Raw genomic sequence first — 19,364 nt, 5'->3', positions numbered from 1 at the left:
CCATGCCCGCCCCCACCCCCCGCACCGCACTCCTCGTCGGCGCCGCCGGCGGCATCCTCAAGGAGGTCTCCCGCGAGCTCGCCGAGGAGGGCCACACGCTGGTCCTGTTCGACCGGGACGCCGAGGCCGTCGGCCGGCTCGCCGAGGAGCTGGGACGGATCACCAAGGTCGAGACGGTCGTCGGTGACATCACCGACATCCCCGCGGCGGAACGTCAACTGACCGACATCGTCGACCGGTTCGCCCCGTCCATCCTCGTCAACGGCGTCGGCGGCGACACCCGCGTGATCGGCTACGCCGACCTCACCACCGGCCACTTCGACGAGTCCTTCCTGGAGAACGTGGTCAGCAGCTGGATCGCGGTCAAGGTGTGCGCCCCGCGCATGGCCGCCGACGGCTACGGCCGCATCGTCAACTTCGCCTCGGCGGGCGGCCGTACGTACAGCCGCTTCAACAACGCCGCGTACGTCGCCGCCAAGGCCGCCGTCATCGGCATGACCAAGCAGCTGGCGTTCGAGCTGGCCCCGACCGGGGTGGTCGTCAACGTCGTCGCCCACGGGCCCATCGCCACCGAGCGGGTCGCCGGGGCGTTCGAGCGGCGCGACCCGGAGCAGCAGCAGGCCGTCCTGGCCAAGCTGCCGATGGGCCGCTACGGCACCGTCGCCGAGGCCGTCGGCAGTGTGCTGCACCTCTGCTCCGAGAGCGCCGGCTACTCGACCGGGTCCGTCATCGACATCAACGGCGGCATCTACATGTGAGTCCCGCCCGCCCACCGTCCCACGCCCAGTGACACCGGAGGTTTCCATGGCGAAGTTCGTCGTCGAGTTCGAGTACAACGTCGACCGTGCGGGCCGGGAGCATCTGCACCGCGCCCACACCGACTATCTGCGGGCCCTCACCGACAGCGGCGTCCTGCTGCTCGCCGGGCCGCTCCAGGACACCAACGGTGGCCTGCTGGTCTACGAGGCCGAGGACCGCGACCGCCTCCAGGAGGTCCTGGACGCCGAGCCCTACGTCATGGGCGGCATCGTCTGCCGGGTTCGTATCCGCCAGTGGGCGCCGGGCAAGGGCACGTGGGCCGCGGCGTCGGAGAAGACCGCGGCCTGAGCCCGAGCTCCATCGCCCCGCCGCTCCTCCCCGTCAAGAAGCAAGCCCCCTCGAAAGGACCGACTGACGTGCTCGTGACGCCAGTTCAGCAAACCACCACTCCGCTGCGCCGAGAAGCCCTGCACGCCGGGATCGTCGATCCGGGCATGGACTCGATGCGGCTGCTCAGTGAGACGGCGATGAAGTTCCCCGAGGCGCTGTCGTTCTCGTCGGGGGCGCCCCACGACGGTACGCACAACCTCGCGAAGCTCTCGTACTACGTCGACCGGTACATCGCGCACCTGCGGGAGCAGGGGGTGCCCGAGCAGCGCGTCACGCGGCTGCACTTCCAGTACGGACCCGTCAACGGGTTCATCCAGGAAGAGGTCGCCCGCATGCTCGCCAAGGACGAGGACATCGATGTCGCGCCCGATGCGATCATGATCACGCACGGCTTCCAGGAGGCGGCGCTCGTCGCCCTGCGGGGGCTGTTCCGCTCGCCCGACGACGTGCTGCTGTCCGTGTCCCCGGCGTACGTGGGCATTCGCGGCGCCGCCCGGATGCTGGACATTCCGGTCAGAGGCATCACCGAGGGCCCCCACGGGCTCGAACCGGAGGCCGTGGCCGCCGCCGTGCGTGCCGTGCGTGCCGAGGGCAAGCGACCCGCCGCGCTCTATCTGGTCCCCGACTTCTCCAACCCGTCCGGCACGGTCGTACCCCTGGAGGCCCGGCGGCGGCTGCTGGCGCTGGCCGCCGAGGAGGGGTTCACCATCCTGGAGGACAACCCCTACGGGCTCTTCGCGAACGACGAGGAGAGGCTGCCGACGCTCAAGGCGCTGGACACCCGCGGTGACGTCGTCTACCTCGGCTCCTTCGCCAAGTCCGCGTTCCCGGGCGCCCGCCTCGGCTATCTGGTCGGTGACCGGGAGGTCGTCGGCGACGACGGCGTCCGGCGCACCCTCGCCCAGGAACTCTCCAAGGCCAAGGCGATGTTCACGGTCGGCTCGTCCTCGCTCTCCCAGGCCGCGATCGGCGGCATCCTCGTCGACGCCGGCTACGACCTGCGCTCCGCCACCCGCGATCTGGCCGCCGTCTACCAGGAGCGGCTCGCCGCCACCCTCGACGCCCTCGCCGAGCACTTCCCGCCCGAGCGGTACGCCGAGCACGGCGTGCGCTGGAACCGGCCGCGCGGCGGTTTCTTCCTGGTCGTCGAGGTGCCCTTCGATGCCGACCTCGTCGCCATGGAACGGTCGGCCCGCGACTACGCGGTCAGCTGGGCGCCGATGCGCATGTTCCACCTCGACGGCAGCGGCGAACGCGCCCTGCGCCTCGGCTTCAGCAACCTCACGCCCGCCGCGATCCGCGAGGGCATCGCCCGCCTGGCCCGCTTCATCGAGGCCGAGTCCACGTCAGAACCGGAGGCCACCTCATGAGCAGCACGCCCACGCGCCCCGTGGCGGTGATCGTCGACGGCTACTCCGCCGGCAACTTCTACCCCGCCGCCTTCGCCGCGTACGGCACGGACGTCGTCCACGTCCAGTCCACCCCGGAGCTGATCCCGGCGATGGCACCGCCGGACCTCACCGCCTACCGGGAGAACATCGCCGGACACGGCGACGAGAACGCCCTCGTCGAGCGGCTGCGCGCCCTCGACCCCGTGTGTGTGATCGCCGGGCAGGAGTCGTCCGTGCCGCTCGCCGACCGGCTGAGCGAGGCGGTCGGCGTGCCCTCCAACGGCTCGGCGCTGTCACCGGCCCGCCGCGACAAGTACGAGATGATCGAGACGCTGCGCCGCGCCGGGGTGCGCTGCGCGCGGCAGCTCAAGACCGACGACCCGGACGCGGCGGTCGACTGGGCCGAGGAGCACGGCAGTTACCCGGTGGTCGTCAAACCGCTGAGCTCGGCGGCCTCCGACGGCGTCTTCGTCTGCGACGGCCCCGACGCGGTCCGCGCCGCCGCCCGGAGCGTCCTCGACGCCCCGAACATGTTCGGCCTCGCCAACACCGAGATCCTCGTGCAGTCCTATCTCAAGGGCACCGAGTACATCGTCGACACCGTCAGCCGCGGCGGCGAGCGGTATGTCTGCGGGGTCTGGGAGTACGAGAAGACGCTGCTGCCGTCCGGGAAGAACATCTACAACCGCGACCTGCTCGCCGACCCGGACGACAACCCGGTGGTCGCCGCGCTCACCTCGTACGTCGACGAGGTCCTCGCCGCCCTCGGCGTCGCCTGGGGGCCGGCCCACGCCGAGGTCATCGTCACCGACGAGGGCCCCGTCCTGGTCGAGATCGGCACCCGCCTCAACGGCAACATCAACGCCCCCTTCCACGACGTGTGCCTCGGCCACAACCAGGCGGCTCTCACCGCCCAGGCGTACACCCGGCCCGACGAGTTCCTCGCGGAGTACGCCGGACGGACGTACCGGAGGCTTCAGCCCGCCGTCGTCTACAACACCCCGACCGCGCTCGACGGTGTCGTGGACTCGGTCGACGAGACGGCCGTGGCGGAGATCCGCGGCCTGGAGAGCGTCTTCCTCGCGACGGTCAAGTACGCGCCCGGCGCCCGGATCAGGCCCACCGTCGACCTGCTGACCAGCTCGATGCGGGTGTTCCTCACGGCACCGGACGAGACGGCCCTCACGGCCGGCTACGAGAAGGTCCGCGCGCTCAAGGACGCCGTGTACCGGGTCGCCTGACCCCCGCTCGCTCCCCGCTCCTGTCTTTGTTCTCTTCCCTCTTCCACGACTTGCTTCCCGGAGGTCTGTCATGCACAGCCGTATCGGTCTCTTCCTGTCCCCCGTCCACGAGACCGGCCAGGACCCGCACCTCGCGATCCGCCGCAACCTGGACCTCGTCGAGTACGTCGACGACCTCAACTTCGACGAGGCCTGGTTCGGCGAGCACCACACGCTGGGCTGGGGCCTGGTCGGTGCGCCGGAGACGCTGATAGCCGCCGCCTCCCAGCGCACCACGCAGATCAAGCTGGCCCACGGCGTCGTACCGCTCTCCGGCCACCACCCCTTCCACGTGGCGAGCCGGGCGGTCCACCTCGACCACCTCACCCGCGGCCGGTACATCCTGGGCGTCGGCCCGGGCGTGCCCTTCGACGCGAAGATGTTCGGCCTGGAGCAGCCGGTGCAGCGCCGCCGCCTGGAGGAGGCCCTGCCGACGGTTCTGGAGCTGGTCAACGGCGACGAGCGGATCACCCAGCAGACGGACTGGTTCGACCTGCGCGACGCCAAGCTCCAGCTGCCGCGCTTCAGCCCGCAGGGCATCGAGGTCGCGGTCGCGACGTCCGGCACCTCGCAGTCCAGCCCGCGCCTGATCGGCCAGTACGGGCTGAGCATGACCTCGTTCGCGCTGCCCTTCGCCCTGCTCACGCCGGGTGCCCCCGCGCACATCAACCTGGCCCACCAGTGGAAGTACGCGGAGGAGGCCGCCGCCGAGCACGGGCAGACCCTGGACCGCGACAAGTGGCGTATCGCGCTGCCGGTGCATGTGGCCGAGACCCGCGAGGAGGCGTTCGCGGACGTCCGCGAGGGCTACGACCGCTGGCTGTTCGAGTACTTCGGCAAGGCGGCCGGCCGTGAGGTCCTCAGCCCCGACGTGCCGCGTGAGAAGGCGCTGGAGGCCCGGGTCGAGGCGGGCGGCGCGCTCGTCGGCTCGGTGGACGACGTGGTCGCCGGAATCGAGCGGCTGCACGAGATCACCGGCGGCTTCGGCACGCTGCTCGTCTACGTCGCCGACTGGACGTCCTGGGAGAAGACCAACCGCAGCATGGAGCTGCTGGCCCGTCATGTCGCCCCCCGCATCAACGGCTCGGCGGCCCGGCCGCAGGAGGCCGTGGACTTCGCGATCGCCAGCCGGAAGAAGTAGCGCGCCGCAGGACCTGGTGCGAGGAAGCGTCCTCGCCGAGCCCGCCGTATGTCATGTCACGTCACGCGAGGTCGGGCCGCTGCGTCGGCCCGGCCGTGCGTCCCACCCGATCGGAAAGAACTCATGCTGGAGCAACGCTCGTTCCGCGACATACTCGGCCGGTTCACCACGGGAGTGGTACTGGTCACCGCCGACACGGCCGAAGGCCCCAAGGGCATGGCGGTCAACTCCTTCACCTCCGTCTCCCTCGACCCGCCGCTGGTCGCCCTGTGCGCCGCGGACACCTCCTCGACCTGGCCGGCGATCCGCGAGGCCGGCTCCTTCGCGGTCACGATCCTCGGCGACCAACACGCGGAACTGTGCCGCCTGTTCAGCGCCAAGGGCGCCGACCGCTTCGCCGCGGGCGCCTGGTCCACGACCCGTGCCGGGCACCCCATTCCCGCCGACGGTCTCGGCTGGCTGGACTGCCGTATCACCACGGTCCATCCGGCGGGCGACCACGAACTGGTCATCGCCGAGGCCCTGGAAGGCGCCCTGACGGCCCAGGCGGGCCCCCTGGTCTTCCACGCGGGCCGCTTCACGGCCCTGGCAGCGGCCTGAGCCGTCTCGCCCCTCCCCGGCTCCCCCCGGACACGGCCCGCCGGGACCCGGCGCGGTTCCCTCCGGCGCCGTCCCGGGGACCGGCAACGGCCCAGCACAAGCACAAGCACCGGCACCGGCACCGGCACCGATCCAGCCGCGGGCAGGGCCCCTGGCCGTGGGTGCGGTCCAGCCGCCCTCTCTCCCCGCCCGCCACCCGCCGAGCCGAGGCCACCGGCGTCCTCGGCCCGGTCTGAACGGCCGTGCCCCACCCGGGACCTGGCTCCGCCCGTCAGGGGCCCGGCCCGGTTCGCACGGCCCCGCCCCGCCCCGGGACCCGACTCCGCCCCGCCCGGACCCGGCCCGCCCGGCGGCCCGGCCCGGCTCGGAGGGGCCGGCCCCGCCCGGGACCCGCCCCGGGACGCGTTCGTCGCGTCGACGCCCATGAGAAAGGCAACCCGCGTGTCCCACACCGATCCGATACCCAAGGCGCTCACCCTCCCCCTGCCGCCGGATGCCGGGCCGGAGGCCGACCTCCACTTCGTCCGGACCGCCCCGCGCCACCTCGTCGACCGCAGTGCCGTGGCAGAGGTGCTGATCACCGACTGGCGGCGGCTCGGCCCCGACGCGTTCCGGCTGGGCGCGCAGTGGCCGCGCGGGCACCACTTCTACGCGCCCATCGCCGGTGCCTGGTACGACCCCCTGCTCACAGCGGAGTCGCTGCGGCAGGCCTCCGTCCTGGTCGGGCAGACGTACTACGGCGTCCCGGCGGACCGTCACTTCACCATCGCCGAACTGGAGTTCGAAGTCGTGCCGGGTGTCATCCTGCTCGGCACCCGCCCGGCCGAGATGCGCCTGGAGGCCGCGGCCACGGACGTCCGGGGCGCCGGTCGCCGGCACGGCCCCCCGACCGCACTCACCCTGGAGGCCGATCTGCTGCGCGGCGACGACTTCGCCGGCGCGGGACGGCTGACACTGCGTGTGTCCGCCCCCCGGGGCCCCGCCGCAGGGGAGGGCGGCGGGTACCCGCCCCTGCCCGACCCGGTGCCGCCCGCGATCGTGGGCCGCCTCGACGAACGCGACGTCGTCCTCGGCGTCCCCCGCTCCGCCGCCGCCCGCCGGGGCCTGAACTGGGACCTGCGCATCGACCCCGGCCACCCGGTGCTCTTCGACCACCCCACCCACGAGATCCCCGGCATGGTGCTCCTGGAGGCCGCCCGCCAGGCCGTACAGGCGGCCTGCGCCCCGTACCGCGTACTCCCCGTCGAACTGCGCAGCGCCTTCCACTACCCGCTGACCCCGGACATCCCCTGCCGCATCTCCGCGACCAGACTCCCCGCACAGGACGCGAGCGAGGACGCCGCGGTCCGGGTCACCGCATGGCAGTCCGGTCGGCTGGCCTTCGACAGCCTCGTGGTGGCGAGCCTGTGCGACTGAAGACCGAAGGGGGGCGGGCAGGGTCCTCAGGAGACTCCTAGGGCGTGGGGTGGCCGTCGTTCCCGCCCGGCCCGGGATCTGCCAGTTGTCCCGTGCAGTAGGCCGTCACGTTCTGCTCACCGCCCGCCGCCGCCACGAGACGCTGCCAGACCGTCGCGTTCAGACCCTGGCCGTTTCCCCCGGTCTCCTGGTAGTCGCGGCAGTCGGCCTCGGTTTCCCGGGCGGGGGCCGGGTGTTCGTCGTCAGCCGGGAAACCGGCCGCGCCGACCGCCCCCATGGCGACACCGACCAGCATGAGACCGGCGAACAGCACGGAGAGCGTCGTCCGCAGGGACGGCACGGCGTGGCCCCGGTCCCGGGGCCCCCAGTCGTCCCTGCGGCGGGCGCGGCCGCGGTGGGCCCCGGCGTCCCGGGCTGCCCGGAACGCGGCCACGGCCCGCTGCTCGGCCCAGGCGTCGACACCGTCCCGGACGAGGGAGGCGACGATCAGCGCCTCGACCTCGGCGTCGGACAGGGCGGGACGGGAACGACGGCCGGGAAGCCCGCCGCCGCTCTGCCGTTCAGCCATGTCCGATTCCGTCCCTGCTCGATCCACTCGCCCGACCGGCCCGCCGGGCCTCACCAGTACGGCCCGCTCGTCCGGCCTGTTCAGGACGGAGCGACCGCGCGGTCCCGTCAGCCCTGCCGGAGAAGCTGAGCATCGTTCACGTCGACTCCCCCAGCGTCCGGGGAGCCTCATCCGTCACACCCTCCGCGCCCAGCTGCCGGGCGAGGCGCTTCAGCCCCCGGTACGCGGCCGTGCGTACCGCGCCCGGCCGCTTGCCCAGGACGCGCGCGGCGGCCGGGCCGTCGAGGCCGACCACGACGCGCAGCAGCACGGCCTCGGCCTGGTCGCGGGGCAGCCCGCGGACCAGCTCCAGGGCGTGTTCGGTGGTCAGGGCCTCCAGCGCCTGGTCGTGCGTGCTGTGCGGCCCGGGCAGGTCCAGGACGTCCTGTTCCAGCACGGCCGGCCGGGGCCGTACCCGCTGGCGGCGCAGATGGTCCAGCGCCCGGTGCCGGGCGATGGTCGCCGTCCAGCCGCGGAAACCGGCCCCGTCGCCCCGGAACCGCCCCAGATCCCGGGCGATCTCCAGCCAGGCGTCGGACGCCACGTCCTCCGCCTCGTCCCCGACCAGGCCTCGCAGATAGCCGAGCAGGGCGGGCTGCACCAGCCGGTAGGCGACCGCGAAGGCCGCCTCGTCTCCCTGCTGGGCCCGCGCGACGGCCTCGCCCAGTTCCCCGTCGTACGCCTGCACGCGCCGGGGCGCTGCTCCCTGACCCACGTACCGTCCCTGTTCGTACCGAGTGCGCGCCCTCCCGTACCACGCCCCCACGGTGATCAGCGCCGGTGCGGACGGATGTGTCACAGCGCGTCAGCACCCGGACGCCGGCCCCCGTTCGGGTCAACCCGACCCGCCGTCCTCGGGAGCGCCGGCCCGCGGAGGTTTGGGCCAAGTGACGTACCGGGGAGCTCTGCACGCGATGCATCCGCCCCACGAAAGGCGAGCACCGTATGCCGTCTCCCCTCCTGCGCACCGCCGTCGCCACCGCTCTGGCCCTCGGTGCCCTCGGTCTGGCCCAGCCCGCCCGGGCCTCGTCCTCGGACGGCGTGTACACCGTCCGGGTGCCGGACGGTGATCCGCACAAGCGGTCCCTCGCCCCGCGCACCACCGAGCCGTTCAGCATGGTCGGTGTCACCTGGGCGGACCCGGACGCCGCCCTGGACGGCACCGCGTATGTGCGCACCCGTTCCCGTGAGAGCGGCGAGTGGAGCGCGTGGCGGGCACTGGACACCGATGTGCGCATGCCCGAGAGCGGCCCCGACCGCGACCACGCCGGGGTGCGCGGCGGCACCCAGCCGCTGTGGACCGGCCCCTCGGACGGCGTCCAGGTGCGCGTCTCGGGCGGGCGGCTGCCCAAGGGGCTGCGCGTCGAACTGGTCGACCCCGACGGCGGGTCGGACGCCGTGCACACCTCGGTCGTCGAACCCGGTGCTCTCCGGCCCGGCGCCGTCGAACCGGCTCCCGGGGCGCCCCTGGCCGGCCGCCCCGCCGTGACGTCGCGCTCCGCCTGGGGCGCCGACGAGTCCCTGGTGAAGGACCCGCCCACCTACACCACCGGCACCCAGGCGATGTTCGTCCACCACACGGCGGGCACCAACGACTACACCTGCTCCCAGTCGGCGTCGGTCGTACGCGGTGTGTTCCTCTACCACGTGCAGAGCAACGGCTGGAACGACATCGGCTACCACTTCCTCGTCGACAAGTGCGGCACCGTCTTCGAGGGCCGTGCGGGCGGCATCGACAAGCCCGTCCTCGGCGCGCACACCTACGGTTTCAACACCGCCACCAGCAGCGTGTCCGTGCTCGGCGACTACTCCACGGCGACCACCAACGCCGCGGTGCGCGAGTCGGTCGCGAAGGTGGCGGCCTGGAAGCTCGGCCTGTACGGTCTCGACCCGGCCGGGACGGTGGTGCTGACCTCCGGCGCGGACAACGGCAAGTACCAGGCGGGCCAGAAGGTCACGCTCAACCGCGTCTCCGGGCACCGCGACGGCTCCCCGACGGAGTGCCCCGGGCAGAACCTCTACGACGACCTGCCCGAGATCCGCGCCCTCGCCGCGAAGGCCGGCCCGCTCGTCGCGCCCCAGCCGAAACCGCGACCGGAACCGCGACCGGAACCCGAGTCGGCACAGGAACCGGCACCGGAGCCGGCGCTCGAGCCGGAGTGGGAAACGGACCTCGCCGAGCTGGGGATCGAGGGCGTGCTGGCGCGCTGACGCTACTGCCGGGGCGCCGTGCCCGCCGCGTCCCGGCACAGCAGCCGCAGCGATCCATGACCGCCGTAGGTGCGGCGGGCCTCGTCGATCGGGTCCCAGAGGCGCCCGTCGGGGGTGCGGATCCAGTGGTCGCCGCCGGTGGCCCACCACTCGGCCCCGGTCTGACGAGCCATCACCTCACCGGCATAGGCCCCGAACCCGCGCAGCACCTCCTCCACGGCCGCATAGGGCGCTCCTTCCCGCCGTATCCCCTCGATCATGCGGTCGATGCTCCACAGACTCTGTGCCGAGTAGTCGAGGCGCAGTCGTGCTCCCTCGCGCATCGTCGCCACTGTGTCCGCCGCCCACCGCAGCGGCTTCGCAGCCGCCGATGGCCTGGTCTCCTGCTGAGTCGTCACACCCCTTCAATGCGCTGCGGGGCGGCGTTTCGTCACACGAAATCGGCGACTTCCCTGAAGTGGCGCAGGACCGCCCCACCTCGGCCTTACGACAGTCACAGGACTCTTTCAGGAACGGGGTTTAGGCCGGTCGGGCGGCGATGCCCGTCAGCCCTTCTGCCGGGTCCTGCGGGAGACCACCGCGCGCAGCACTCGCCGCCCCTCCGTCGACACCTCCAGCGCCCGCCGCAGCCCGGCCGGCCCGTGTCCGGCCAGGACCTCCAGGACAACGACCTGACGGCGCAGTTCCGCGGCGACGAGCGGCGACATGCCCTCCGTACGGCCCTGGCGACGGGTGTCGACCGAGGAGGCGTCGTCCGGGGCGGTGTCGAGGAGGCGGTGGATCTGGAGGGAGGCGACGGAACAGGCGTCGGCCCACACCCGCACCTCGGCGGCGGAGCGCTCCGCGGGGGCGGCCTCGAGCATCCGGTGGGCGAGCGCCACGGCCTCGTCCCCGTCGCCCGCGGCGTCCAGCTTCCCGCGCGCCTGCTCGAGACCGTCACTCCAGTCGCCGGCACCGGCGTCGTCGGTGAGGCTCGCCCACAGCGGCCGCAGGAGCTCGTCGTCACCGCCCAGCAGGGGCACGCACCGGTCCAAACAAGCCAGTCCGCTCGCGGCCAGCCCGCGTTCGTCGGCCTGTGCGATCAACTCCACCAGGCTCATCCACGCCTCCCTCCGCGGGCCTTCTCCGGGGCCCTACCAGGCCGCTACCAGCCCTCACCCCTCACGGAACCCGCACTTCCCCTTACTGCGTGCGACGGCCCCGGAGTGTCACAGGGGCACCACGCCCAGTCTGTCGAGGAAGCGGAACAACAGGTTTTCGGCCAGGGGATCAGGGTCTGAAGTCAGTACGTCCACCAGTGCCTCGGCGTTCACTTCGTGTCCGGCCTCGGCGGCCCAGCGCACCGCCCGCTCGGCGGCGTCGCGGGGCTCCAGGAAGTAGTCCTCCAGCGTGAGGCCCTCCCGATCCGCGCCTAAGTAGCCGGCCATCGCGGTCCGCGCGAGGCATGTCGTCCACGCCCCGCTCTCCGGCGCCGCGGCCTCCAGCACCACGCACTCGCTGTTCATGACGTATCCGAACAGCGCGGGCGCCCCGGTCTCCCGGGCCAGGTCGTTCATGTTCCCGACGTCGCCCTCGCCGCTCGGGTACTCCCACAGCTGCCATCCGCCGGGTGCCGAGGTGTGCGGCGTCATACCGCCCTCGGCCCCCGTCAGCGCGGCCAGTTCCGCCAGCGGCTGCTCCGCTCTGCCCACGACGAAGTAACCCCAGTAGCCCATGTTCCGGTTCCCCCCGGCATATTCGATCCGACTCGCGTCAGAAGACCACCACAGTCGTACGGGAGTTCGCAGCCGTATGGGCCAATTCGTGCGGAGTCAGCCGAGCCTGTCCGCCAGCGCCCGGAACTCCGCCCAGGACAGCTCGGGCTTGTCCGGGTCCCACAGCTTCTGGACGGTCGCCCGCAGCGGCATCCGGATCCCGGCCGCCACCTGCTCCTGTGTCTGCGCGTTCGCCTGGTCGCACCAGACGGCGAAGGACCCGCCGAGGATCTGCGCGTTGTAACGCTCGGGCACGGCCGTGGTGCCGCGCAGCACCAGCGGTGTCCACTGCTCGTAGATCCGCTGCCCCGTCGGATAGACGAAGGTCTGCGGCTCGCCGAGCACGTAGTACAGGAACTCGTCGTTGTAGTTGATCACCTTCCGGCCCGCCTCCAGGTACTCCAGGGGCTCCCGGGCGCCGATCTCCTTGCCGGTCCAGTAGGCGACCTGGATGTCCTTGTCGGCCTGGACGGACCCGCCGCGGAAGAAGCCGTCGTTCCACGCGCGCGGGACGCGCTGGTGCTCACGGACGGTGGCGGCGCGGTCGTTGAGCCAGCCGGTGGTGAGGTCGGCGACCGTCGCGCCGGAGCCGTACTTCTCCCGGGCGGCGGCGGCCAGCTGCGGGAAGGACGCCTCCGGGTCGGAGCGGACCAGCGCCTGGTACTCGTCGGCCCCCAGGTGCCAGGGCTTGCCGGGGAAGAGGTCCGCGTACTCGTTCAGCAGATCGTCGACGATCTCGGCGCTCTCGGCCTTGGAGATGTCGATGGCCCCCTGCACCGCCGACCCCTGCGCGGTGCGCAGCTGGAGGTCGGGGTGGGCGTCGATGACCGCGCCCAGGTGCCCGGGCGAGTCGATCTCCGGCACGACGGTGATGTGCCGGCTCTCCGCGAGGTCGACGATCTTCCGCACCTGCGCCTTGGTCAGACGCTCCTGGGACACGATCTCCGGATGCGAGTCGGACTCGATCCGGAACCCCTGGTCGTCGGAGAAGTGCAGGCCCAGCTGGTTGTACTTCAGATCGCCCAGCTCCCGGATCCGGTCCTCGATCCAGTCGGCGGTGAAGTTCTTGCGCGCGATGTCCAGCATGAACCCGCGAACCGGCTTGGCCGGCTCGTCCCGCACCACGCCCTCGGGCGCCGTCCCGCCGTCGTGCGTCTCCTGCTTGAGCGTGCGGGTGCCGTAGAAGACGCCCGACTCGGCGGGCCCGGTGATCTCCGCGCGCCCGTCGCGCACGGTCATCACATACGACTCCGGGTTCGCCTTCTTGTCGCCGCCGAGCGCCAGCCGCAGGTCCCCGGCGCGCCGGTCGTCCTTCTCGCCGGCGTACGTCAGCCCCAGCTCACCAGCGACCAGCCGCCCCTCGTCGGCCAGCGCCGCGTCGGCCACGACCACCCGGTTGCCGCGCTCGGGCTGCCAGCCCGGGCCGCGCGCCGGCTCGTGGTCACGGACGGCGGGGATCGTCTGCGGCGCCTTGGACAGGGCGTACGAGCGGGTCGGACTCGGACTGCTCTCCGGCGAGGTGCCCCGCGGGGCGGCCGCGGTCCGGCCGTCGGAGGGTCTGGCCTCCGTGCCCGTGGACCCGCCGTCGCCGTCCGAGGCCGCCCAGAGCCCCAGACTCACCCCGGCCGCGACCATGACCAGTGCGACGGCCATGGCCACGACCAGCACCGGCCGCTGTTTCACCTGCTTCGCCGTTTCCCGGCGCCTGTGCTGACTCACACGGCCAACCTAAAACCCATGGCCGCCCGGCGCGCGTCCACCACACGTTCCGAAACTCTCTCCCGCGGGTGAAATTCGGGCATCCGTCGGACACGTCTCGGTCGCACTCGATAGCGTGACGTCACATCTCTCACACCTTGCCCTGCCGACACACGTGACGCCCACGAGGACCCACGCTGCCCGCGCACCGTCTCCCAGACCTCCCCGGCCGAGCCGCCATACCGGTGGAGCACTTCAACGCAGCCTCCGCGCAGGAACTGGAGCAGACGCTCCTCACCTGTCTGCGCAGCCACCGCTGGTCCCGGCGTGTCGCGGAACACCGCCCCTATCCGGACCTGGCCTCCCTGCTCGCCGCGTCCGACGAGGCGGCGTACGACCTGGCCTGGGGCGACCTCACGGAGGCCCTGGCGGCCGAGCCCCTGCCGGCCCTCCCCCCGGACACCTACGCCGCGGCCCACACGGCCCTCAGCGCCGCATACGCCGCCTACGAGGCCCGCTTCGGCCATGTGTTCGTCATCTGCCTGGACGGTCTGACCCCGGACGAGGTCCTGGACCACCTCCTGGAGGCCATCCGGTCACGATTGACCAACGATCCCGAAGAGGAGCGGGCGGTGGTGACCGACGAACTCCGGCGCCTGGCGAAGGAACGGCTGATCGACGCCCTCCTTAGGGGCGCGGGGAACTGCGCGACAAGCCACGATGGCGCCGCACCCGGCAGATAACGGGAAATCACACCCCAGAAGCCACAGAGGCTAGCCCGTAAGCATGCCAGTTTGATCACACAGCCAGACCCCCGCTAAGCCCGGCGGCAGCACATCGCTACGATGCTGGGGGCCGGTGGACCGTACCCGGCCGGGCCCGACCGACACACCAAGCCGGCGCGGCCCCAATCCCCGCTCCCGGAGGAAACTTCCGTGCCGGCTGGAACGCTGTACCGCGGCCGGGAAGGAATGTGGTCCTGGGTGGCTCACCGAGTCACCGGCGTCCTCATCTTCTTCTTCCTGTTCGTTCACGTGCTGGACACCGCCCTCGTCCGCGTGTCCCCTGAGGCCTACGACACGGTCGTGGCCACGTACAAGACGCCGATCGTCGCGCTGCTGGAGTACGGCCTCGTCGCCGCCATCCTCTTCCACGCGCTCAACGGCCTGCGTGTCATCGCCGTCGACTTCTGGACCAAGGGCGCTCGCTACCAGAAGCAGATGCTCTGGACCGTCGTAGCCCTGTGGGCCGTGCTGATGCTCGGGGCGATCTACCCCGTTCTCGGCCACGCCGCTCGTGAACTGTTCGGGAGCTGACGCCAATGTCCACGACTGAGAAGACCGCTGCCGGCGTCGGCCCCGTCGAGGGCGGCGCCGTCTACACCGTCGACAACCCGGCCCCCTTCATCGAGGCCCCGCGCAAGCGCACCAAGAAGACCCCGAAGTCCACGCGGGGCAACTTCGAGCTGGCCGCCTGGCTGTTCATGCGTCTGTCCGGCGTGGTGCTGGTCGTGCTGGTCCTCGGCCACCTGCTGATCCAGCTCGTGCTGGACGGCGGCGTGTCGAAGATCGGCTTCGCCTTCGTGGCGGGCCGCTGGGCGAGCCCCTTCTGGCAGGTCTGGGACCTGCTGATGCTGTGGCTCGCGATGCTGCACGGCGCCAACGGCCTGCGCACGGTCATCAACGACTACGCGGAGCGCGCGAACACCCGGCTGTGGCTCAAGGGCCTGCTCTACACCGCCACGGTGTTCACCATCCTGCTGGGCACGCTGGTGATCTTCACCTTCGACCCGAACATCCGCTAGGCACGGGGCTGCGAGAATCATGAAGATCCACAAGTACGACACCGTCATCGTCGGCGCCGGTGGCGCGGGCATGCGCGCCGCCATCGAGTCGACGAAGCGCAGCCGCACCGCGGTCCTGACCAAGCTGTACCCCACCCGCTCCCACACGGGCGCCGCGCAGGGCGGCATGGCCGCCGCGCTGGCCAACGTGGAGGAGGACAACTGGGAGTGGCACACCTTCGACACGGTCAAGGGCGGTGACTACCTGGTCGACCAGGACGCCGCCGAGATCCTGGCGAAGGAGGCCATCGACTCCGTCCTCGACCTGGAGAAGATGGGCCTGCCGTTCAACCGCACGCCGAACGGCACCATCGACCAGCGCCGCTTCGGCGGTCACAGCCGTAACCACGGCGAGGCCCCGGTCCGCCGCTCCTGCTACGCGGCCGACCGCACCGGCCACATGATCCTCCAGACGCTGTACCAGAACTGCGTCAAGGAGGGCGTGGAGTTCTTCAACGAGTTCTACGTCCTGGACCAGCTCATCACCGAGGTGGACGGCGTCAAGAAGTCCGCCGGTGTGGTCGCCTACGAACTGGCGACCGGCGAGATCCACGTCTTCCAGGCGAAGTCCGTGGTCTACGCGTCCGGCGGCTGCGGCAAGTTCTTCAAGGTGACGTCCAACGCGCACACCCTGACCGGCGACGGTCAGGCGGCGGTCTACCGCCGCGGTCTACCGCTGGAGGACATGGAGTTCTTCCAGTTCCACCCGACCGGCATCTGGCGCATGGGCATCCTGCTGACGGAGGGCGCCCGCGGTGAGGGCGGCATCCTCCGCAACAAGGACGGCGAGCGCTTCATGGAGAAGTACGCGCCGGTCATGAAGGACCTCGCGTCCCGTGACGTCGTGTCCCGCTCCATCTACACGGAGATCCGGGAAGGCCGCGGCTGTGGCCCCGAGGGCGACCACGTCTACCTGGACCTGACGCACCTGCCGCCGGAGCAGCTGGACGCGAAGCTCCCGGACATCACGGAGTTCGCCCGCACCTACCTCGGCATCGAGCCCTACACGGACCCGATCCCGATCCAGCCGACCGCGCACTACGTGATGGGTGGCATCCCGACCAACGTCGAGGGTGAGGTCCTGGCGGACAACACCACGGTCGTTCCCGGTCTGTACGCCGCCGGCGAGGTCGCCTGCGTCTCCGTCCACGGCGCCAACCGCCTCGGCACCAACTCGCTGCTGGACATCAACGTGTTCGGCAAGCGCGCGGGCATCGCCGCCGCGGAGTACGCGCAGACGGCGGAGTTCGTCGAGCTGCCGGAGAACCCGGCCGAGCTCGTGATCGAGCAGGTGGAGCGCCTGCGCGACGCCACCGGCACCGAGCGTGTGACGGCGATCCGCCGCGAACTGCAGGACACCATGGACGCCAACGTCATGGTGTTCCGCACCGAGCAGACGATCAAGACGGCGGTCGAGAAGATCGCGGAGCTGCGCGAGCGGTTCAAGAACGTGTCGATCCAGGACAAGGGCAAGCGGTTCAACACGGACCTGCTGGAGGCCATCGAGCTGGGCAACCTGCTGGACCTCGCCGAGGTCATGGCGGTCTCCGCGCTCGCCCGCAAGGAGTCCCGCGGCGGTCACTACCGCGAGGACTACCCGAACCGCGACGACGTCAACTTCATGCGGCACACCATGGCGTACCGCGAGGTCGGCGCCGACGGTTCCGAAACCGTCCGTCTCGACTACAAGCCGGTCGTCCAGACCCGCTACCAGCCGATGGAGCGTAAGTACTGATGGCTACCCCTGTTGTGGACAAGGCGGAAGCGGCCGGCCAGCCCGAGCCCGGCTTCGCCGACTCCCCCTACATCACCGTCACCTTCCGGGTCCGCCGCTTCAACCCGGAGGTCTCGGCCGAGGCGTCCTGGGAAGACTTCCAGCTGGAGATCGACCCCAAGGAGCGCGTCCTCGACGGCCTCCACAAGATCAAGTGGGACGTCGACGGCACGCTGACGTTCCGCCGCTCCTGCGCGCACGGCATCTGCGGCTCCGACGCCATGCGGATCAACGGCAAGAACCGCCTCGCGTGCAAGACGCTGATCAAGGACATCAACCCCGAGAAGCCGATCACGGTCGAGCCCATCAAGGGCCTCACGGTCCTGAAGGACCTGGTCGTGGACATGGAGCCGTTCTTCCAGGCGTACCGGGACGTCATGCCCTTCCTCATCACGAAGGACACGAACGAGCCGACGCGTGAGCGCCTCCAGTCCGCCGAGGACCGTGAGCGCTTCGACGACACCACGAAGTGCATCCTCTGCGCGGCCTGCACCTCCTCGTGCCCGGTCTTCTGGAACGACGGCCAGTACTTCGGCCCGGCGGCCATCGTCAACGCGCACCGCTTCATCTTCGACTCGCGCGACGAGGCCGGCGAGCAGCGCCTGGAGGTCCTCAACGACCGCGACGGCGTCTGGCGCTGCCGCACGACCTTCAACTGCACGGACGCCTGCCCGCGCGGCATCGAGGTCACGAAGGCGATCGCGGAGGTGAAGCGGGCGCTGATCACGCGTCGCTTCTGAGATCGCGTTCCGCAGTCCTTCGAGGGCCCCGTTTCCGCTGGGAACGGGGCCCTCGGGCATATGCCACACCTTCGGGTGAAGAAGGCTGAGAGGGACGCTCGGGGGGCGTCAGACCTACGATGATGCTCTCGACACCAGCCCCCCAGGAGGCACCTGATGTCCGCAGCTTCCGTCGAGCAGCCCTTCCACGACGAAGAGCCGGTCACCCTGACGACCATCGCCGACGAGATCATGGAGCGCCATCCGGGCTACCGCGTCGAGATCATCGGAGGCCATCTCCTCGTGACCCCCTCCCCGGATGCCCCTCATGCCCGCGCCTTGACCAAACTCATGCGCCCGTTCATCGCAGCAGGTCTGGATGACGGGGAAACCGAAGTCCTGCAAAACGTCGGACTCTGGCTCCCCACCGGCGCCGAGGACTACGCCATCCCCGATCTCGTGGTGGTGGACGCCGACGTCGACGACCACTTCGTCGAGAACAACGCGTACGACCCGGCGTGCTTCCGCCTGGTCCTGGAGGTCACCTCCGGCAACTGGAAGGACGACCTCAAGACCAAGGTCGCCGCATACGCCGAGGCCAAGGTGCCCGTCTACGTCGTCGTCGACCGCAAGCACCAGCGCCTCCACGTCCTGACCGACCCGGCCGGAAGCACCTACGAGAACCACCGCCCGCATGCCCCCGGCGAGCTCGTCACTCTCCCGGACTCCATCGGCGCCAAGGTGACCCTCGAAGTGGCCGAGATCCTCAAGGCCGGCCAGCCGAAGACGAGCGACTGAGCCGCAGGGCCCGGGACCGGCCAGATTCAGGCTCTCCAGCGCACCAACGCGGGCGAACCCAACACCCTGCCCACCAAGACCCGGACATCCGAACGCCGCACAGCCCTCCCCGGACACCTCTTCACCCCGCCGCAGGGCAGGCCGATCGACCCGACCAACCTCACCCGCGCCTTCACCACGCTTCTCCGCAAGGCCGGCCTCCGCCGCATTCGCTTCCACGACCTCCGCCACCCTCCTCCTGGAACAGGGCGTCGAACTCGTCGTCATCAAGGAACTCCTCGGCCACGCCCACATCGGCGTCACCGCCACCGTCTACGCCCACGTCCGGCTCCGCCTCCAACGTGAAGCCATCGATACCCTCGGCAACGCCCTCGGCCGGACCGACGACGAAGTCGAAGACCCACCCGCCGCAGCCGTCGTCCGCTGACGTTGCCGTCAGCGTTGCCGTCAAACGACACGTGTGCCCCACCAGCTCTTTCTGGTGGGGCACACGTGCATTCACTGCGAGAACATTGCGAGATTCATGCGGGGCAGGCCAAGGTTTCAAGGCAAAACCTTCGAGATGGCTTCCGCTTCCCGCTCGGCCAAAGCTCTGACCGATCTCAGGATCTCGTCAAGCAGGTCTACTCCGTACCTCGAAGCGGACCGAACTTGGAAGGAGCATGGTGATCTCCAAGATCTTCATGCCACGAGCACCTTCGAGCCAGAACGTAACCCTCTCCCCCGTTGAGGAGATAGAGCGTTCCAGCGGCCCTATCGGACGATTGAGCCCCCAGGATCTGCTCCCTCTCTTCATTGTTCGCCTCGCTGATTTCCAGGTGGCTATAGTCGGGCTGCAAATGCATCAACTCGACCGCCATGAAAGCGACGTCCAACCGGGTATCGAATCCCTCCACATTGACACTGCGCAGCAGCAGCGTGGAGTGACTGACAGAGTACTGCCAGACCTGGAATTCACGATTCCACTCAACGATCTTTCCCAA

The 19,364-nt window shown here is 70.7% G+C and carries 21 protein-coding genes and 1 pseudogene; 15 read left to right on the top strand and 7 right to left on the bottom strand.

What is annotated here, in order from left to right:
• Positions 1 to 2 precede the first annotated feature (2 nt).
• The 7 genes from ACIBK5_RS13425 (at position 3) to ACIBK5_RS13395 (ending at position 6,977) form a co-directional block, all read left to right on the top strand.
• Entirely contained in the window at positions 3 to 758 is a 756-nt protein-coding gene (locus ACIBK5_RS13425; protein WP_399019069.1) for an SDR family NAD(P)-dependent oxidoreductase, read from the top strand.
• Between the two features lie 46 nt (positions 759 to 804).
• A complete protein-coding gene (locus ACIBK5_RS13420; protein ID WP_399019067.1) occupies positions 805 to 1,107 on the top strand; it encodes a YciI family protein in 303 nt (100 codons plus the stop codon).
• A 68-nt stretch (positions 1,108 to 1,175) separates the two neighbouring features.
• Positions 1,176 to 2,519 (top strand): PLP-dependent aminotransferase family protein, encoded by a 1,344-nt coding sequence (locus tag ACIBK5_RS13415; protein WP_399019064.1) that lies wholly within the window; start codon positions 1,176 to 1,178, stop codon positions 2,517 to 2,519.
• Positions 2,516 to 3,781 (top strand): ATP-grasp domain-containing protein, encoded by a 1,266-nt coding sequence (locus tag ACIBK5_RS13410; RefSeq protein WP_399019063.1) that lies wholly within the window; start codon positions 2,516 to 2,518, stop codon positions 3,779 to 3,781. The genes ACIBK5_RS13415 and ACIBK5_RS13410 overlap by 4 nt, the downstream gene beginning before the upstream one ends.
• A gap of 70 nt (positions 3,782 to 3,851) precedes the next feature.
• Positions 3,852 to 4,961 carry an LLM class flavin-dependent oxidoreductase gene (locus ACIBK5_RS13405; RefSeq protein ID WP_215119158.1) on the top strand — a complete coding sequence of 370 codons (1,110 nt, stop codon included), beginning with the start codon at positions 3,852 to 3,854 and terminating at the stop codon, positions 4,959 to 4,961.
• Between the two features lie 123 nt (positions 4,962 to 5,084).
• A complete protein-coding gene (locus ACIBK5_RS13400) occupies positions 5,085 to 5,561 on the top strand; it encodes a flavin reductase family protein (RefSeq protein ID WP_399019061.1) in 477 nt (158 codons plus the stop codon).
• A gap of 441 nt (positions 5,562 to 6,002) precedes the next feature.
• On the top strand, positions 6,003 to 6,977 hold the full coding sequence (locus ACIBK5_RS13395; protein ID WP_399019059.1) for a ScbA/BarX family gamma-butyrolactone biosynthesis protein: 975 nt from the start codon (positions 6,003 to 6,005) through the stop codon (positions 6,975 to 6,977).
• 37 nt (positions 6,978 to 7,014) lie between these two features.
• Here ACIBK5_RS13395 and ACIBK5_RS13390 read toward each other — a convergent pair whose 3' ends face one another.
• Together ACIBK5_RS13390 and ACIBK5_RS13385 are read right to left on the bottom strand one after the other, a co-directional pair.
• The gene (locus tag ACIBK5_RS13390) at positions 7,015 to 7,545 is read right to left on the bottom strand and encodes a hypothetical protein (protein WP_399019057.1); all 531 of its coding nucleotides are present in this window, start codon (positions 7,543 to 7,545) and stop codon (positions 7,015 to 7,017) included.
• A 136-nt stretch (positions 7,546 to 7,681) separates the two neighbouring features.
• On the bottom strand, positions 7,682 to 8,299 hold the full coding sequence (locus ACIBK5_RS13385; RefSeq protein ID WP_399019055.1) for an RNA polymerase sigma factor: 618 nt from the start codon (positions 8,297 to 8,299) through the stop codon (positions 7,682 to 7,684).
• A 230-nt stretch (positions 8,300 to 8,529) separates the two neighbouring features.
• Here ACIBK5_RS13385 and ACIBK5_RS13380 point away from each other — a divergent pair, with 230 nt between their 5' ends.
• Entirely contained in the window at positions 8,530 to 9,795 is a 1,266-nt protein-coding gene (locus ACIBK5_RS13380; RefSeq protein WP_399019053.1) for a peptidoglycan recognition protein, read from the top strand.
• A 2-nt stretch (positions 9,796 to 9,797) separates the two neighbouring features.
• Here ACIBK5_RS13380 and ACIBK5_RS13375 read toward each other — a convergent pair whose 3' ends face one another.
• The 4 genes from ACIBK5_RS13375 to ACIBK5_RS13360 form a co-directional block, all read right to left on the bottom strand.
• Positions 9,798 to 10,193, bottom strand: a complete 396-nt coding sequence (locus tag ACIBK5_RS13375) for a hypothetical protein (protein WP_399019051.1) — start codon at positions 10,191 to 10,193, stop codon at positions 9,798 to 9,800.
• 147 nt (positions 10,194 to 10,340) lie between these two features.
• Positions 10,341 to 10,895 carry a hypothetical protein gene (locus ACIBK5_RS13370; RefSeq protein WP_399019049.1) on the bottom strand — a complete coding sequence of 185 codons (555 nt, stop codon included), beginning with the start codon at positions 10,893 to 10,895 and terminating at the stop codon, positions 10,341 to 10,343.
• A 108-nt stretch (positions 10,896 to 11,003) separates the two neighbouring features.
• Positions 11,004 to 11,510 carry a hypothetical protein gene (locus ACIBK5_RS13365; protein ID WP_399019047.1) on the bottom strand — a complete coding sequence of 169 codons (507 nt, stop codon included), beginning with the start codon at positions 11,508 to 11,510 and terminating at the stop codon, positions 11,004 to 11,006.
• A 96-nt stretch (positions 11,511 to 11,606) separates the two neighbouring features.
• Positions 11,607 to 13,202 carry a family 20 glycosylhydrolase gene (locus ACIBK5_RS13360; RefSeq protein WP_399019213.1) on the bottom strand — a complete coding sequence of 532 codons (1,596 nt, stop codon included), beginning with the start codon at positions 13,200 to 13,202 and terminating at the stop codon, positions 11,607 to 11,609.
• Positions 13,203 to 13,492: 290 nt separating this feature from the next.
• On the opposite strand from ACIBK5_RS13360, the gene ACIBK5_RS13355 reads away from it, so the two are divergent.
• The 7 genes and pseudogenes from ACIBK5_RS13355 to ACIBK5_RS13325 all read left to right on the top strand — a co-directional run.
• Positions 13,493 to 13,990, top strand: a complete 498-nt coding sequence (locus ACIBK5_RS13355) for a 2-oxo-4-hydroxy-4-carboxy-5-ureidoimidazoline decarboxylase (protein ID WP_399019045.1) — start codon at positions 13,493 to 13,495, stop codon at positions 13,988 to 13,990.
• Between the two features lie 192 nt (positions 13,991 to 14,182).
• A complete protein-coding gene (sdhC, locus tag ACIBK5_RS13350) occupies positions 14,183 to 14,563 on the top strand; it encodes a succinate dehydrogenase, cytochrome b556 subunit (RefSeq protein WP_184591193.1) in 381 nt (126 codons plus the stop codon).
• 5 nt (positions 14,564 to 14,568) lie between these two features.
• Entirely contained in the window at positions 14,569 to 15,051 is a 483-nt protein-coding gene (locus tag ACIBK5_RS13345; RefSeq protein WP_010047073.1) for a succinate dehydrogenase hydrophobic membrane anchor subunit, read from the top strand.
• 19 nt (positions 15,052 to 15,070) lie between these two features.
• Positions 15,071 to 16,825 (top strand): succinate dehydrogenase flavoprotein subunit, encoded by a 1,755-nt coding sequence (gene sdhA, locus ACIBK5_RS13340; protein ID WP_399019043.1) that lies wholly within the window; start codon positions 15,071 to 15,073, stop codon positions 16,823 to 16,825.
• Positions 16,825 to 17,604, top strand: coding sequence for a succinate dehydrogenase iron-sulfur subunit (locus ACIBK5_RS13335; protein WP_399019041.1), 780 nt, complete (start codon positions 16,825 to 16,827; stop codon positions 17,602 to 17,604). Before sdhA ends, ACIBK5_RS13335 begins: the two co-directional genes overlap by 1 nt.
• A 156-nt stretch (positions 17,605 to 17,760) precedes the next feature.
• On the top strand, positions 17,761 to 18,381 hold the full coding sequence (locus tag ACIBK5_RS13330; protein ID WP_399019040.1) for a Uma2 family endonuclease: 621 nt from the start codon (positions 17,761 to 17,763) through the stop codon (positions 18,379 to 18,381).
• Between the two features lie 12 nt (positions 18,382 to 18,393).
• Positions 18,394 to 18,808: pseudogene (locus ACIBK5_RS13325) on the top strand (tyrosine-type recombinase/integrase); the annotation flags it as partial.
• A 196-nt stretch (positions 18,809 to 19,004) separates the two neighbouring features.
• Here ACIBK5_RS13325 and ACIBK5_RS13320 read toward each other — a convergent pair.
• Positions 19,005 to 19,364: a hypothetical protein gene (locus ACIBK5_RS13320; protein ID WP_399019038.1), complete on the bottom strand. Its 360-nt coding sequence runs from the start codon at positions 19,362 to 19,364 to the stop codon at positions 19,005 to 19,007.

The organism is Streptomyces sp. NPDC050546, from assembly GCF_044457425.1.
Classification (GTDB): Bacteria; Actinomycetota; Actinomycetes; order Streptomycetales; family Streptomycetaceae; genus Streptomyces.
This window is presented reverse-complemented; position numbering and strand designations above follow the sequence as displayed.